We start from the raw sequence: 15,063 nt of genomic DNA on the forward strand, positions 1-15,063 counted from the left end.
CCTGACAACACGGGAGCCGACAACGCGGGAGCACGGTCACCATCGAACGGGAGGATGGACCACCATGATCTCCTTCACCAGTCGGTCGGGCGGCTGATGTCGACGTCGACCGAGTACCAGAGCCCGGCCGAGGCGGCCGCCGACGCGCACGCCGACCGGGTCCGCCCGGCGGGGCCGGTGGGCAGCACGGCCACCGTGACGGAGCTGCTGCTGACCCATGCGGCCGGTAACCCGGCCCGACGGCAGGAGGCCGGGCTGCCCGCCTCCCCGGCCGCGCGGCCGCGCCTGGGTGTCGCGGTCGTCGCATGCATGGATGCCCGGATCAACGTCGAGTCGCTGTTCGGCCTGACCGAGGGGGACGCGCACATCCTGCGCAACGCCGGCGGCGTCATCACCACGGACGTCGTGCGCTCGCTTGCGGTCAGCCAGAATGTGCTCGGCACCACGGAGATCATCCTCCTGCACCACACCTCGTGCGGTCTGGAGCAGATCACCGACGACGGCTTCCGCGACCAGTTGGAGCGGGACACCGGCGTGCGTCCCGAGTGGTCGGTCCAGGCGTTCGCCAACGTGGAGGACGACGTGCGCCTGTCGCTGCGCATCCTGCGCTCCTCGCCGTTCCTGCAGGCCACGACCTCGGTGCGCGGCTTTGTCTACCAGGTCGAGACGGGTGGGCTGGTGGAGGTCCGGGCCTGACCGATCGGTGCGGCCGCACCGATCGATGCGGTGTGGTCGATCGGTGCGGTGTGGTCGACCGTTGGAGGCGATCGATCGGGGCGAAGTGATCGGCCGGTACGAGGCGATCGGCCACGGTCATCGCCGCGGCCGGCCCAGGGCCCGGTAGGTCCAGCCGGCCGTCCGCCACCGCTGGGGATCGAGGGCGCCGCGGCCGTCGATGACGATGGGCCGCGCGACGTGTGGTCGCAGCACGGCCGGATCGAGCTCCCGGAACTCGTGCCACTCGGTGAGCACGAGCACGACCTCGGCGCCGGCCACCGCGCCGACCACCGAGTCGGCGAAGCACAGGTTCGGGTGACAGGCCCGCGCGTTCTCCGCCGCGGCCGGATCGTAGACCGACACGTGGGCCCCGGCCCGGCGCAGCGCCTCGGCCACCTCCAGGGCGGGCGAGTCGCGGATGTCGTCGGAGTTGGGTTTGAACGCGGCCCCGAGCACACCCACCGTCCGGTTCGCCGGTGAGCCGCCCAGAGCCTCCCGGGCCAGCGCCACCGCGCGCGCCCGCGCCCGGATGTTGACGGCGTCGACCTCGCCGAGGAACGTCAGGGCCCGGCCGACCCCCAGCTCGTCCGCGCGGGCCTGGAACGCCCGGATGTCCTTGGGCAGGCAACCACCGCCGAATCCGATGCCGGCCTGGAGGAAGCGGCGCCCGATCCGAGCATCATGTGCCAGTGCGCTGGCCAGTTCGACGACATCGCCGCCGGTCGCCTCGCACACCTCGGCCATGGCGTTGATGAAGGAGATCTTGGTGGCGAGGAAGGCGTTCGCGGCGACCTTGACGAGCTCGGCGGTGGTGTGGTCGGTGACGACGACCGGGACACCGTCGCCGATCATCTGGGCGTAGACCGCCCGCAGCCGCCGCTCCGCCGTGCCCTCCGGGGCGACCCCGAAGACCAGCCGGTCCGGCCGCAGGGTGTCGTCGACGGCGAAGCCCTCCCGGAGGAACTCGGGGTTCCAGGCGAGCTCCGCGCCGGGCACGCCCGCGGCGAGCTTCGCCGCGAGGCGGGTGGCCGTGCCCGCGGGCACCGTCGACTTGCCGACCACGAGGTCGCCCGGGCCGAGCCCGGCCGTGATCAGCCCGCTCACCGCCGCCTCGACGTGGCGCAGGTCCGCCGCGCCGCTGTCGGGCTGCTGGGGCGTGCCGACACAGACGAAGTGCACGTCGGCCCGCTCGACCGCCTCGGCCAGCGAGCCGGTGAACGTGAGCCGGCCGGCCTCGAGGTTCTTACGCAGCAGTGCCTCGAGACCAGGCTCGTAGAACGGCACCTCCCCGGCGGACAACCGCCGGATCCGGCCGGCGTCGATGTCGACGCCGGTGACGTCGAAACCCAGCTCGGCCATGCACACGGCGTGGGTCGCGCCGAGGTAACCCGTGCCGATGACGCTGATCCGCGGATCGGTGGACCTGCTCACGATCGGCACCTCCGCTGCGCAGGGGATCGGCGTGGATCCCCTGCGCCCCGTCGCCGCGCACCGGGAGCCACCGGCTTGGCGAGAGTAGTCACTACCCTCCGGCGTCGGCTGCCACGTCGGCCCGATCGGGCATCACCCGAGGCGGGGGAGGCGCAGCGTCCGCACGCCCGGGCCCGCGAGCGCGAGCGGGTCGACCGCGTCGTTGGCCGCGTCGTTGGCGGCGTCGTCACTGCCCGTCGCACCCGGTCCGCCGGCCGCAGCGGGCGCGGCGGCGATGGCGGTGATCCGCTCGGCCTCGATCCGGCGGGTGAGCGCCCCGGGGTCGAGATGGCGGCAGAGCACCATCGACGCGCCGGCCACCAGCGGGGCGAGCAGCCCACCGAGGAGCCCCTCGGCCGTCGCCGGCGGCGCGGTGGACAGGACCCGGTCCGCGGGCCCCAGTCCCCAGGCCGCAGCGACCCGCGCGCCGGCCCGCAGCAGCTCGACCTGCTCGGGCGGGGGCGGCGGCGGGGTGAACCGGTCGCCGTGCGGGGGGACCTCGGCGGAGTAGTCCAGCACGCCGGGAACGGGCCGCAGCATCCGGCCGCCCAGCGGGCGCAGCGACAGGGCCACCGTCTCGTCGACAACCAGCTCGGCGGTCGCGTCGAGCCGGTCCTCAGCCACGAACAACGCGCCGAGGCGGGTCGTCGGTGGCAGCGTCGAGCCCGCGGCCACGGCGAGCGCGCCGGCACCGCCGTTCTCGCCGGCGTCGGCGAGGACGACCTCCAGCCCCGCCAACCAGCCGGCGAGCGGGATGACCAGGCCCAGCCAGTGGGTCGGCAGGTCGACCCCGATGCGGTCGCCGGCACCGAGCCCGAGGGTGTCGACGAGCATGTTCGCGGTCTTGGCGATCCAGTTGTTCAGCGTGGTGGCAGAGAACTCCACCCGCTCGCCGGTCGCGTCGTCGTAGAAGGTCACCAGCGGCCGGGCCGGGTCGGTGGCGAGCCGGCGGGCGAGCAGACCGGCGATACCCCGCAGTCCCGCGGGAACGTCGCCGTCCGGCGCGCCGCCCGCGCCCGCCGGTCCCAGCAGTCGGACCGCGGGTACCAGCCGCGGCGGCACCCCGGTCACGGCGTGCAGGAGGTGTCAGCGGGCATCGGCGTGGCCGTACCGACCGCGCCGGTGCCCGTCGCCGTGGCACCCGTCGCCGTCGTGGTGGTGCCCGTCTCCACGGCCGACGAGGTGGCGATGCCCGCCGTGCCGCCCGTCGCGGTGGTGGCGATGGCCGTCGACGGTTCGCCGGCTGGACCTGCCGCCGCGCCTGGACCTGCCGCCGCGCCTGGACCGGGGGCGGCCGCCAGGCCGGCGAACGCGGTGCCGAGGACGACGACGAGTCCGTCCCCCGTCCGGGCGGGGTCCTCGACGGGCAGTCCGCCGGGCAGCCGGGCGGCCAGGGCACGTGCCGCGGCCTGCTGGCCCGGGGGATAGTGGATCTCGGTCAGTTCCTGACCGGTCGTCGTCGCCGTCGTCATCGCTCCAGTGAATCCGAGCGACCGCAGCGCGTCGACCGTGGCGGCGGCGAGCCCCGTCCGCCCCGAGGCGTTGCGGACGGCGGCGACGCTGACATCGGCGCGTCCGACCGTGGTTCCGGCGGGCTCGGGGGGCGCCGCGGCCGGCCGGGCGGTGCCCGCGGGCCGCAGCGGCGCCAGCACCTGGGCGAGGCCGGCCTGGTCGGCGACCAGCACGGCGCCGTGCGGCGGGATCGTCCCCATTCCGTCGACGGCGCCGTCGACGGGCAGGGCCACCCTGGTGGGGACCGTGACGAAGCGGATTCCGCCCGAGCTCAGCCCGCTGGCCCGCTTCGCGAGGGTGAGTAGCGCGGTCTGGTCGAGTCCCTGGTCCACCCTGAGTGCTCCGCCGACCGCGCCGAGCAGCGCGGTGATCTTCGCCGGATTGGTGAGCACGCCCGCGCCGGTCGCCGTCGCCAGGAGCTTGGCGAGGAACTGCTGCTGGCGTAGGACGCGCAGCCGTTCGTCACCGAGGGCGTAGCGGGTGCGGACGAAGGCAAGCGCCTGATCGCCGTTCAGGCGGTTCTCCCCGAGGTGGCCGTTCCAGCCGGACATCGTGTCGTGCAGGTTGCGGGTGCTCCCGTCGGGCAACGGCGTCACGCAGACGGTGACGCCGCCCACTGCGTCCGTCATCGTGCGGAAACCGGCGAGATTGATCGAGATCGTGTGATCGATCTTCAGGCCGGTGAGCGACTCCAGCGTGCTGACAAGGCCGGGCACGTCGGCGAGCTGGAGCACCTCGGTCAGCTTCGCGCGGCCGTCCCGGGCCGCGGCCCGCTCGGGGGGCACGACGCGCACGAGCATGTCGCGGGGGAAGGACAGCAGGGTCGCGGAGCCGTCCCGGGCGAAGTGGGCGATGATCGTCGTGTCCGACCGCACCCCGTCGACGACGCCGTACTCCCCGCCGGTGCCCTCCCGGCTGTCGTCGCCGAGCAGCAGGATGTTCTGCTCGCCGGCCGCGCCCGCCGGCCGGGCACCGTCGATGTTCCAGTCCACCCGGGTGATGGCGCCGTCGAAGTGCCGGTAGGCGGCCCAGCCCAACGAGCTCAGCGCCAGGACGAACACGGACAGCAGCCCGGTGGCGGTGAGCGACAGCCGACGCAGGAACGAGCGGTGCCGGCGCGGCCGGCGGGGATCGAGCTCGGGCGGCAGCGGCAGCGGCCGCTGCCGTGTGGGCCGGCCGCGTGGGCTGTTCGGGCGGTACAGCCCGTCCGGCCGGACTGGGCGCGGCGGTGCTGGCTGCGGCGGTGCTGTGCGCGGCGGTGCTGGCCGTCGCGGCCGAGCGGGCGCCGCGCGTGGTTCCGGCGCCGGTGCTCTCTCGCGCCAGTGCCACAGGTCGGGCGGAGTACTCGGGGTAGGTGGCGTCGACGCCGGACGGGCGTGGGGGCTCACGGGGTCGCGGACCCTCCTCGGTCAGGCGGTCCTCGTCGTTGATGCCGTCGGAATGCGCACCGCGGCCGTTGCAGGTGATGCGGCCGTTGCAGGTCATGTGGTCGCTGCAGGTCATGTGGTCGTTGTGGTGATGGCGTGTGGTGATGGGGATCGGTGCCGTTTCCATCTGTTAAGACGTCCGCGGCGCGCGGGACGTTGCCAGGGTGAACACCAGTGGGCCCGACAGGGGGAGGAGTGCGGGGCCGCACGTACTCCGGGTCGTACGTGGTCCGGGCCCGCGCACGGCGACCGACGGTCGGCCGCCGAGCCGAGGACCAGGGCGGCGATGTCCGGGGCCGTCGGGACCGGCCGGCGAGGTCGTTATCCTGGCGTCAATCATGGATGAGCCGGAGACGACGACCACCGAGAGCACCGACACCGCCGAGCCGGCCGTCGACGCGGCCGGCCAGACGCCGGTGGAGATCCGTCCCGTCCCGTCCCAGCCTCGCCCGTCGCGCGAGTCCCGGCTGCCCGAGCACCCGTCCCCGGCAGCCGGGACCGGGCCCGTGACACCCGGGATCAAGTCCGCGGCACCCGGGATCGAGTCCGCGGTGGCGGGAACGGTGGGCGGCGGCGGGCGCCTCGCCCGCCGGGTGCGGCGGGGGCCGCTGCTGCTGGTGCTCATCACCGCGGTCCACCTGGCGATGTTGCTCAGCTACGCCTTCGTGTACCCCACCTGGACGGGCTACGACGAGGCCCAGCACGTCGACATGGTCTATGGACTGCAGCACGGCGCCGGCTGGCCCGCCCCCGGTGAGAAGATGATCGCCACCGGGGTGGCGGCGACCTCGGACGACTTCGATCGCGGCCGCTATCAGGACATGTTCCAGGCCGGGGGAAAGCGGCGCGGGGCCGCGCCGTTCGCGGAGATCGACCCGACACCGCGCGACCAGCGGAGGTCCTTCAACGCCCTCGGCGGCCCGACGCCGGTCGACGACGGGCGCCTGTCCAACCAGATGGTGCAGCACCCACCCCTGATCTACGCGGCTGGGGCGGTGCTGTTGCGCGCCCTGCCCGGCTCCGGCGACTGGGCCTATGACCAGCAGGTCTTCGTGCTGCGTCTGCTGAACATCCTGGTCGTCGCGCCGCTGCCGCTGCTGGCCTGGCTCGCCGCCCGCCGCTTCGGTCTCGGCGAGCCCTCGGCGTTCGCCGCGGCCGCCCTGCCGCTGGCGATCCCCGGGTTCACCCGGGTCGGCGCCACCTTCAACAACGACGGCATCCTCATGCTCGCCACCGGTGGGCTCACCGTGGTCCTGGCCGGGGTGCTGCGGGGCGACCTGCGTCGGCGCACCGCGCTGTGGGCCGGGCTGTGGCTGGGGCTCGCGCTGCTGTCCAAGGCGTTCGCGCTCACCCTGCCAGTCATGATCGTCGCCGCTTACCTGGTCGGATGGTGGCGCCGTCGTGCGTTCGGCGCGACGGCGCCCGGCGTGCCCGGGTGGCGTCGACTGCGGACCGCCGTCGCCTCCCTGCCGTGGGTTCCCGCGGTGCTGGCGGTCGGCCTCGGTCTCGCCCTCGGTGGCTGGTGGTGGGTCCGTAACTACCTGCTGTACGACGCCGTCCAGCCAAACGGCTGGGCGACCAACCCACCGCGGCGGGAGCCGCTGCTGCTCCCCGACTCGTTCCTGACCTGGTTCTGGTACTTCTTCCGCACGATGATCTCGCGGTTCTGGGGCGGCCTCGGGATGTTCGAGCCGCCGCAGCTCTCCCCGATCGCGATCGTGCTCGCCACCGTCGCCGTCGTCGGGCTGAGCGTGACGGCGATCGTCGGCCGCCGCCGAGCCGGGCGGCCCGAGCGATGGTCGCTCGCGGCCGGGGTGATGGTCCTGCTCCTGCCAGTCGCGTTCGCGTACCTCGAGGTCGGCCAGCGTAGTTGGGCGGAGTACCAGCAGTACACCCGCGGGATCGCCGTCCAGGGTCGTTACCTCTACCTCGGTCTGGTCGGGCTGGGGGTCGTGGTCGCCCTCGGCCTGCGCCGGGCGCTGCCCGGCCGCGAACGGCTGGCTCCGCTGATCCTGCTGGTCGGTGCGCTGCTCATGCAGGGCGCGGCGCTGCTCGCGATCTGCTCCTACTACTGGTTGCCGCGCCGGGTCTCGTTCACCCCGGCGCGGATTCCGGACGTGGTGTCGGCGATCGGCCGTTGGGCGCCGTTCCCGGTCGGGGTGACGATCATCGTGTTCGTCCTGGCCGCGCTGCTGTTCGCCGGGACCATCGCTGCCGCCGGAGTCCAGGCCCGGCGTCAGCCGGCCGTGGCCGCCGGCCCCGCCACGGCCGCCGGCCCTGAGCCGGCCGCCGGCCCTGAGCCGGCCGCCGGTGCCGAGCCGGCCGCCGGTGCCGTGCCGGTCACCCCCGCGCAGTCGTCGGCTGCCACGGTCGACCCGGCCGCAGCGACCCCGGGTGGTCCTGTCACGGCGCGTTCGGGCGCGCAGGACTAGGGCCCCCGGTCAGGACCCCTGGTCCCGGGGCTCCGCTCGGCCGCTGACGGGGTCAGGCTCCCGTCGTGGCGACCGAGACGCGGGAGTGGTCGCCCAGCATGAGCCGGTGCGCCTTGGGCAGGGCGGCCGAGGGCACGACCTCGACGTCCCGGCCGATCAGCGAGTCCTCGATGCGCCCGATCCCGCGGATGGTCGCCCGCTCCAGGACGATCGAGTACTCGATCTCGGTTCGTTCGATCGTGCAGGAATGGAAGATCGAGGTGAACGGGCCCACGTAGGTGTCGACCAGGGTGGTTCCGCGCCCGATGATGGCCGGGCCGCGCACGGTGGAGCGGACCAGCGAGGCGCCGTCCTCGATCACGACCCGGCCCACGATCGAGCTGTCGGCGTCCACGGTGCCGTGGATCGCCGGCTCGATCGACTCCAGCAGGTGCCGGTTGGTCTCCAGCATGTCGGCCAGCCGGCCGGTGTCCTTCCAGTAGCCCTCGACGAGGTGGGAGGCGACCTCGTAGCCGCCGTCGACCAGCCACTGGATGGCCTCGGTGATCTCCAGCTCACCTCGGGTCGACGGTTTGATCGACCGCACCGCCTCGTGCACGGCGGTGCCGAACATGTAGACGCCGACGAGCGCGAGATCGCTCGGCGGGATCAGCGGCTTCTCGACGAGCCGGACGATGCGGCCCTCCGCGCCGAGTTCCGCGACGCCGAAGGAGGAGGGGTTGTCCACCTTCGTGAGGAGAATCAGCGCGTCCGGAGTGGTTCGCCGGAACTCCGTCACCAGGCTGGCGATGCCGCCGATGATGAGGTTGTCCCCGAGGTACATGACGAACGGTTCGTCGGCGAGGAAGTCGCGGGCGATGAGCACCGCGTGCGCGAGCCCGAGGGGCGCGTCCTGGTGGATGTAGGTCACGCGGAGCCCGAACGCCGAGCCGTCGCCGACCGCCGTCTCGATCTCGGCAGCCGTCTCACCGACGATGATTCCGACGTCGACGATCCCGGCGTCCCGGATGGCCTCGAGGCCGTAGAAGAGCACCGGTTTGTTCGCCACGGGGACCAACTGCTTGGCGGACGTGTGCGTGATCGGCCGCAGACGCGTTCCTGAGCCACCGGCGAGGACGAGGGCCTTCATGATCCGTAACTCTATCGCGCCGCTTTGAACTGACCGAAAGTAACAACAGGTGTGGCGGCTGTTATCGGATTGGACCGATCCCCTTTGCCGGGATGACGGGTTGTCTGTCCCCCTCGGTGGCCCGTCTTTCCTACGGCATCGGGTTGGTGACGGGTGCGCGCCACCCGATACGGGTACGTTGAGTAGTCGAAGGGTTCGCTACGGCCAGCCCGGCCGGGACGCTGACCGGCCGGCCGATCGTGCCACGACCGCGAGACATTTCCGGCCGCCTGGGAGGGGGACACGGTGACCGAGGCGCCGCCGCGTCCACCGGGCGATCCGCAGGCGAGGGGTCGTGCCGGGCGGTCCTCTCGTCGGCGGACCCACGCCCGCCGCCCCCCGGGGGCTCGCCGGGCCGCGTTGGCGGGACACATCGTGCACGACGCCCGGCGTGAGCGCTCACCGCTGGGTCGGCTGGTGATCCTGCTCGCCGCCGTGCTTTCGGCACTGATCCTGGTGACCACGGTGGGCGGCTGGACCGCCTACGAGTACTTCGGCGCGCAGATCCACCGCATCCGGCTCGGTCTCGGCGACGACCGGCCGGCGGACGCCGCCTCCGGAACCCGCAACTTCCTGCTGGTCGGTTCGGACAGCCGGGCCGGCACCGGCGGCGAGTACGAAAGCCAGGGCGCGGTGACCGACGAGCGGTCGGACACCACCATGCTGGCGCATCTCGACGCTGACGGGACGACGACGATGGTCTCGTTTCCCCGCGACACCCTGGTGCGCATCCCCGGGCACGGCCGCGGCAAGATCAACTCGGCGATCACCATCGGCGGCCCCAGCCTGTTGATCAGGACGATCGAGAACCTCACCGACATCAAGATCGATCATTACGTCTCGATCGATCTCGCCGGCTTCAAGGCGATGACCGATGCCGTCGGCGGGGTCACCGTCTGCGTCAGGCCGTTGCCCGGCGGGGGCCGGTCGAACCTGTACGACCCGTGGTCGCAGTGGCGTGGCCGGGTCGGCGAGAACCGGCTGTCGGGGGAGCAGGCGCTGGCGTTCGTGCGCCAGCGCCACGGCCTGCCGGACAACGACTTCGATCGCATCCGCCGTCAGCAGCAGTTCATCGGCGCGGTGTTCACGCAGGCGACCTCCTCCGGCGTGCTCACCAACCCGGTGCGGCTGGAGAACCTGCTGCACGCGGCGACGAAGGCGCTCACCGTCGACGACGGGACGAGCATGAATGATCTGCGCGCGCTCGCGACGCGGCTGCGTGGCATGTCCGCCGACCAGATCCGGTTCGAGACGATCCCGGTGCACGCGCCCACCCCCGCCGAGGGCGGTAACGCCCTCGGCGAGCTGCCCCGCTTCGGCTCCGTGCAGCTCTACGAGCCCATCACGCTGGAGAAGTTCCTCGCTCCGCTGCGCGGCCGGCCCAGCCGGGCGGCGGCGCCGGCGGTGAGCCCGTCGCCGACGGTGCCCCCGGCGAAGGTGACCGTCGACGTCTACAACGGCGCCGGGGTCAGCGGTCTGGCCACCTCGGCCGCCGCCGCGCTGGACCGCGCCGGCTTCCAGGTCGGGCCGGCGCGGACCTGGCGCGCCGGCGTCCAGCGCACCACGCAGGTGCGGTACCACCCGGGTGCGGTGCAGGCCGCGCGGACGGTCCAGGCCGCCGTGCCCGGCAGCACGCTGCAGCAGGACGCCACAGTTCCCGCCGGCCGGGTGAGCCTCGTTCTCGGCACCGCCTTCGAGGTGGACACGATCACCGCTGCGCCGACGCCCGCGGGCGCGGCCGCGGGCGCGGCCGCGGGGCCGACCACCGCGGGCTCACCGGCGGGCGCGTCCGTGGGCGCCGCCTCCGGTGGGGCCACCGCGCCGGCCACCCCCGCCCCCGCTTCGACCCCCGCCCCCGCCACGACCGCCGCGGAGCTCACCTCGCGTTGCACCTACTAGCCCGGCTGCACCTACTAGCCCGGCCTGATCGCCTGCTGGTGCGGCACGGCGGAGGCTGCCGCGATGGACGCAGGTTGATCTGCCAGACTCGGGCCGTGCGCGTTCTCGTGACCGGTGCCGCCGGACAGCTCGGCGCCGACCTGTGCCACCTGCTCGAGGCTCGGATGGCCGAACCGGACTCCCCCGTGCGGGCCTGGGCGGGTCTCGGCCGGGCCGAGCTGGACATCACCGACCCCGCGCGGGTCCGCGCCGTCCTGCGTGACCAGGCCCGGCCGGCGAAGATCCAGGGCGGCCTGGTTGTGATCAACACCGCCGCCTGGACGGACGTGGACGGCGCGGAGGCCGACGAGGCCGGGGCCTACGCGGTCAACGCCACCGGACCCGCGCACCTCGCCGCCGCCTGCGCCGAGGTCGACGCCACGCTGGTGCAGCTCTCGACCGACTACGTCTTCGACGGCCAGGCGACGAAGCCGTACGAGACCGGGGACGAGACCGGCCCGGCCGGCGCATACGGCCGCACCAAGCTCGCGGGAGAACAGGCTGTGCGGGCGCTGCTGCCGGCGTCCTCCTACGTCGTCCGGACCGCCTGGGTGTACGGCCGGACGGGTCGTAACTTCGTCAAGACGATCAGTCGGCTGGCCCGGGAGCGCGGGGCGGTCTCGGTCGTCGCCGACCAGACCGGCTCGCCGACCTGGTCGGCCGATCTGGCCGCCGGCCTGCTCGACCTCGTCGCCTCGCCGGCGCCGCCCGGGGTCTACCACTGCACGAACACCGGCGAGACGACCTGGTACGGATTCGCCCGCCGGATCATGACCGAGATCGGGCTGGACCCGGCCACGGTCAGCGCGACGACCACGGACGCCTTCCCTCGGGCCGCCGCGCGGCCGGCCTACTCCGTGCTGTCCACGCGATCGTGGGCGGACGCGGGTCTCACCCCGCTGCGTCCCTGGGACCAGGCGTTGCAGGCCGCCTTCGCCCTTGCCGGAGAGGACCTGCGCGGCTGAGTCCGCCCCTCGCCCCTCGCCCGTTCTCGGGCGGGCCTTGCCGAGTGGGGCCGCCGCCCGCGTCCTGAACCGGTGACGGACGCTGCCCTCACCGGCGGCGTGACCGGATCGGTGCGTCCACGACCGATCGGTGCGTCCATGAGGCTCGTCTGTGTGCGGTCCGTCACTCTGTAAAGAATTTTGCAGAGCGAGAATAATTTTAGGGACTACAAGGTTGTAGCTGCTGCAACCAGTGTGGCGTCGGGCGGGGGAGGGGACGATGACGACCCAGGCGGGCATGGAGCGGGCGCCTGTGGAGCCACCGGCCGAGGCCCGGCCGGCGGAGCTGGGCCTGCGGGAACGCAAGAAGCTGCGGACCCGCCGGGCCCTGCGGATGGCGGCCATCCGGCTCGTCGCCGAGCGCGGGCTGGACGGCGTCTCGGTCGACGAGATCGCCGCCGCGGCGGAGGTCTCCACCCGGACGTTCTTCAACTACTTCCCCACCAAGGACGACGCGATCGTCGGCATCGACCCGGAGGACATCCGCGAGATCACCGAGGCGCTCGCGGCCCGACCCGCCGGCGAGGAGCCGTTGGCCGCGGTGCGGGCGGTCATGTTGCAACGCGCCGCGCTCATCGCGCCCGAACAGGCCGACCTCTGGCGGACCCGCCTTGCGATCATCCGCCGGCATCCGCACCTGATGACGGCCAGCGCGGCGAGCTGGAGCTCCTACGAGAACGCGCTCGCCGAGGCCGTCGGCAGCCGCTGCGGCCTCGATCCGGCCCGGGATCCGTATCCCGCCGTGCTGGTCGCCGCGGTCCTGGCGATCGTGCGCATCCTGTCGGTGCGCTGGCAGGAGTCCCCGGGCGCGCCGCTGGCCGACCTGCTCGGCCAGGCCTTCGACAGCCTGGCGCGGGGCCTGCCGCCCCCACCGCCCCCACCACGTGCGGCATCGGCCTGACCGGCGCGGCCCGGACGCCGACACCGCCCCGTCCCCCGAAACGTTCCCGAGCATGTCCGCCGCACCAGCACCCTCCCCGAGGAAGCCGACACCGATGAAAACGACGGAACTCTGTACCGACAGCCACGATCACGAGGGGAGCTGATCATGACCCAGGCTCAGGCGTCCGCGCCCGGCGTCGAGGTCCCGGCCGACGCGTCCGCGGCGCAGGTCGCCGACAAGCGCCGGCTATGGATCATTATGGGAGCCCTGCTCCTGGGGATTCTGCTGGCCTCGCTGGACCAGACGATCGTGTCCACGGCGCTGCCGACGATCGTCGGTGATCTCGGCGGGGCGACCCACCTGTCGTGGGTGGTCACCGCCTACCTGCTCGCCTCGACGGTGTCGACGCCGGTGTGGGGCAAGCTCGGTGACCTGTACGGGCGAAAGATCCTTTTCCAGGTGTCGATCGTGCTGTTCCTGGTGGGGTCCGTCCTCGCCGGCGCCTGCACGTCGATGGGCCAGCTCATCGGCTTCCGTGCCCTGCAGGGCCTCGGCGGCGGCGGCCTGATGATCGGCGCGATGACCATCATCAGCGACCTGGTGCCGCCCCGCGACCGTGGCCGCTACCAGGGCCTGTTCGGCGCCGTGTTCGGCGTGTCGTCGGTGGTCGGCCCGCTGCTCGGCGGACTGTTCGTGGACCACCTGTCGTGGCGGTGGGTCTTCTACGTGAACCTGCCGGTCGGCGCGGTCGCCCTGGTGGCCACGGCGCTGGCTCTGCCGGCGACGACAAACCGGATCAAGCACGTGATCGACTATCTCGGCACCGTGCTGCTGGCCGGGGCGACCACCAGCCTGGTGCTGCTGACGAGCCTGGGCGGCACCACCTATGGCTGGGGTTCTCCGGAGATCGTCGGCATGGGGGTCGCGGGCGCCGTGCTGCTTGTCGCGTTCGTGTTCGCCGAGCGCCGGGCCGTCGAGCCGGTCCTGCCGCTGTCGTTGTTCCGCAACCGGGTGTTCTCGGCGGCCGGTGCGATCGGCTTCGTCGTCGGCTTCGCGATGTTCGGCGCGATCGTCTTCCTGCCGCTGTTCCTGCAGGTGGTCAAGGGCGTCGATCCGACCGAGTCCGGCCTGCAGATGCTGCCGGTCATGGGTGGCCTGCTGCTCAGCTCGATCACCTCCGGCCGGCTGATCAGCCAGTGGGGCCGCTACAAGGTCTTCCCGATCGTGGGCACCGCGGTGATGTCGATCGGCCTGTTCCTGCTGTCGTTCATCAGCCCCGACATCGCCACCTGGCAGCTCGCGCTGTCGATGTTCGTGCTCGGCGTGGGGATCGGCTCGGTGATGCAGGTGCTCGTCATCGCCGTGCAGAACTCCGTCGACCACCGGCAGATGGGCGTGGCGACCTCGGGTGCGACCTTCTTCCGCTCCATCGGTGGTTCGTTCGGTACGGCCGTCTTCGGCGCGATCTTCGCGAACGTGCTCGCCGGCAACATCAACGACCGGCTGGCGGGCCTGCCGCTGCCGCCCGGTCTCGCCGCCTCCGGGGCGAACATCAGCCCGAAGCTGCTCGCGACGCTGCCGCCGGACATCCGCTCCGGCTTCGTCCAGGCCTTCTCGGACTCGATGCAGACGGTCTTCCTGGTCGCGGTGCCGATCGGCCTGGTCGCCTTCGCCCTCACCTGGCTGCTTCCGGAGATCCGCATGCGCCACACCGTCGACACCGTCCCTCCGGCCGCTGACGACGCCGCAATCGATGCCACGTCGGCCGACGGGCCGAGCACGACCAGCGCCGAGTCTGTCGAGCGCCCGGCTGTGACGGGAACGGCGGGGCAATCCGCCGCCGATGGCCAGGGGCGTTCCTCTGGCCCGGTCGAGGCCACGGTGGTCATCGCCGCAGCAGATGACCTTCGAGCGGCCGACGTGACTGATGTCGGTAGGCGATAGCGCTAACCGGTGTCGGTAGGCGATAGCGCTAACCGGTGTCGGTAGGCGATAGCGCTAACCGGGTGCGATCGGCTGCGTGTGCGGGCGCGGCGGCGTCAGCTCACACTGCTGCCCTGCCGTGGATGCGGTAGCGACCGCCGGATCGTCGGGGGTGGCCCGGCTGTGGACTACGTCGACAGCCGGGCCGCTCCGGTCAATGTCGTGTCAGCGACCAGTTCGAGTCAGCTCGATGGTGATCGAGAGCGTGTCGCGGGCGCTGGTGATCCGGATGACTGTGTCCGGTGACCCTGGCGCATCGACGGGCGGCGGTGTGTCGAACGAGTCTCGCCGAGGTCCGCCACGCGATCGGGTGGCGGACGCGGCCAGCACCGCTCGAGCGATCTCTGCGAGAACCATCGAGATGACAAGGAAGTCCCGCGTCACGAGCACATAGGACCCGATGGCGAGGAGTACCGCCGTCGTCAGGGCGCGGGGCAATACCAGGAACTTTAGGTTCGGATCAGGACTGTGACCACGGTGGGCGGCGGTCCTGCGAGGTGCTTGTCGATCGGCTTCTTGGCGGGGAACG

The 15,063-nt window shown here is 72.7% G+C and carries 11 protein-coding genes; 6 read left to right on the forward strand and 5 right to left on the reverse strand.

The features are described from left to right. The first annotated feature begins 54 nt into the window (after window positions 1–54). Window positions 55–696, forward strand: coding sequence for a beta-class carbonic anhydrase (locus tag FF36_RS07770; RefSeq protein ID WP_242422364.1), 642 nt, complete (start codon window positions 55–57; stop codon window positions 694–696). 117 nt (window positions 697–813) lie between these two features. On the opposite strand, the gene FF36_RS07775 is transcribed toward FF36_RS07770, so the two are convergent. The 3 genes from FF36_RS07775 to FF36_RS07785 all read right to left on the reverse strand — a co-directional run bounded on the left by FF36_RS07775 (window position 814) and on the right by FF36_RS07785 (window position 5,087). Beyond that, window positions 814–2,157 carry a UDP-glucose dehydrogenase family protein gene (locus FF36_RS07775; protein ID WP_044884288.1) on the reverse strand — a complete coding sequence of 448 codons (1,344 nt, stop codon included), beginning with the start codon at window positions 2,155–2,157 and terminating at the stop codon, window positions 814–816. Window positions 2,158–2,280: 123 nt separating this feature from the next. Further along, a complete protein-coding gene (locus tag FF36_RS07780; protein ID WP_370657176.1) occupies window positions 2,281–3,249 on the reverse strand; it encodes a TIGR03089 family protein in 969 nt (322 codons plus the stop codon). Between the two features lie 5 nt (window positions 3,250–3,254). After that, window positions 3,255–5,087 (reverse strand): LCP family glycopolymer transferase, encoded by a 1,833-nt coding sequence (locus tag FF36_RS07785; protein WP_339325597.1) that lies wholly within the window; start codon window positions 5,085–5,087, stop codon window positions 3,255–3,257. Window positions 5,088–5,464: 377 nt separating this feature from the next. Here FF36_RS07785 and FF36_RS07790 point away from each other — a divergent pair, with 377 nt between their 5' ends. Then, on the forward strand, window positions 5,465–7,558 hold the full coding sequence (locus tag FF36_RS07790) for a glycosyltransferase family 39 protein (protein WP_044884290.1): 2,094 nt from the start codon (window positions 5,465–5,467) through the stop codon (window positions 7,556–7,558). 52 nt (window positions 7,559–7,610) lie between these two features. Here FF36_RS07790 and FF36_RS07795 read toward each other — a convergent pair whose 3' ends face one another. Beyond that, window positions 7,611–8,687 carry a glucose-1-phosphate thymidylyltransferase gene (locus FF36_RS07795; protein WP_044884291.1) on the reverse strand — a complete coding sequence of 359 codons (1,077 nt, stop codon included), beginning with the start codon at window positions 8,685–8,687 and terminating at the stop codon, window positions 7,611–7,613. 414 nt (window positions 8,688–9,101) lie between these two features. Between FF36_RS07795 and FF36_RS07800 the strand changes: the two genes are divergently transcribed. The 4 genes from FF36_RS07800 to FF36_RS07815 all read left to right on the forward strand — a co-directional run bounded on the left by FF36_RS07800 (window position 9,102) and on the right by FF36_RS07815 (window position 14,495). Continuing rightward, on the forward strand, window positions 9,102–10,625 hold the full coding sequence (locus FF36_RS07800; protein ID WP_052681003.1) for an LCP family protein: 1,524 nt from the start codon (window positions 9,102–9,104) through the stop codon (window positions 10,623–10,625). Window positions 10,626–10,720: 95 nt separating this feature from the next. Beyond that, a complete protein-coding gene (gene rfbD, locus FF36_RS07805) occupies window positions 10,721–11,629 on the forward strand; it encodes a dTDP-4-dehydrorhamnose reductase (RefSeq protein WP_173667249.1) in 909 nt (302 codons plus the stop codon). Window positions 11,630–11,888: 259 nt separating this feature from the next. Continuing rightward, window positions 11,889–12,569 carry an acyl-CoA-like ligand-binding transcription factor gene (locus FF36_RS07810; RefSeq protein WP_052681000.1) on the forward strand — a complete coding sequence of 227 codons (681 nt, stop codon included), beginning with the start codon at window positions 11,889–11,891 and terminating at the stop codon, window positions 12,567–12,569. A gap of 147 nt (window positions 12,570–12,716) precedes the next feature. After that, window positions 12,717–14,495: an MDR family MFS transporter gene (locus tag FF36_RS07815; RefSeq protein ID WP_236705599.1), complete on the forward strand. Its 1,779-nt coding sequence runs from the start codon at window positions 12,717–12,719 to the stop codon at window positions 14,493–14,495. Window positions 14,496–14,699: 204 nt separating this feature from the next. On the opposite strand, the gene FF36_RS36335 is transcribed toward FF36_RS07815, so the two are convergent. Continuing rightward, window positions 14,700–15,063, reverse strand: a 364-nt coding sequence (locus tag FF36_RS36335) for a hypothetical protein (protein WP_206778447.1), incomplete at its 5' end; no start/stop codon positions are given.

The sequence above is a fragment of the Frankia torreyi genome (genome assembly GCF_000948395.1).
GTDB lineage: Bacteria > Actinomycetota > Actinomycetes > Frankiales > Frankiaceae > Frankia > Frankia torreyi.

What these genes read in the sequence shown, in the direction of transcription:
- FF36_RS07770 (WP_242422364.1), top strand. Translation starts at nt 55, where the DNA reads ATGGACCACCATGATCTCCTTCACCAGTCGGTCGGGCGGCTGATGTCG.
- FF36_RS07790 (WP_044884290.1), top strand. Translation starts at nt 5,465, where the DNA reads ATGGATGAGCCGGAGACGACGACCACCGAGAGCACCGACACCGCCGAG.
- FF36_RS07795 (WP_044884291.1), bottom strand. Translation starts at nt 8,687, where the DNA reads ATGAAGGCCCTCGTCCTCGCCGGTGGCTCAGGAACGCGTCTGCGGCCG.
- FF36_RS07810 (WP_052681000.1), top strand. Translation starts at nt 11,889, where the DNA reads ATGACGACCCAGGCGGGCATGGAGCGGGCGCCTGTGGAGCCACCGGCC.
- FF36_RS07815 (WP_236705599.1), top strand. Translation starts at nt 12,717, where the DNA reads ATGACCCAGGCTCAGGCGTCCGCGCCCGGCGTCGAGGTCCCGGCCGAC.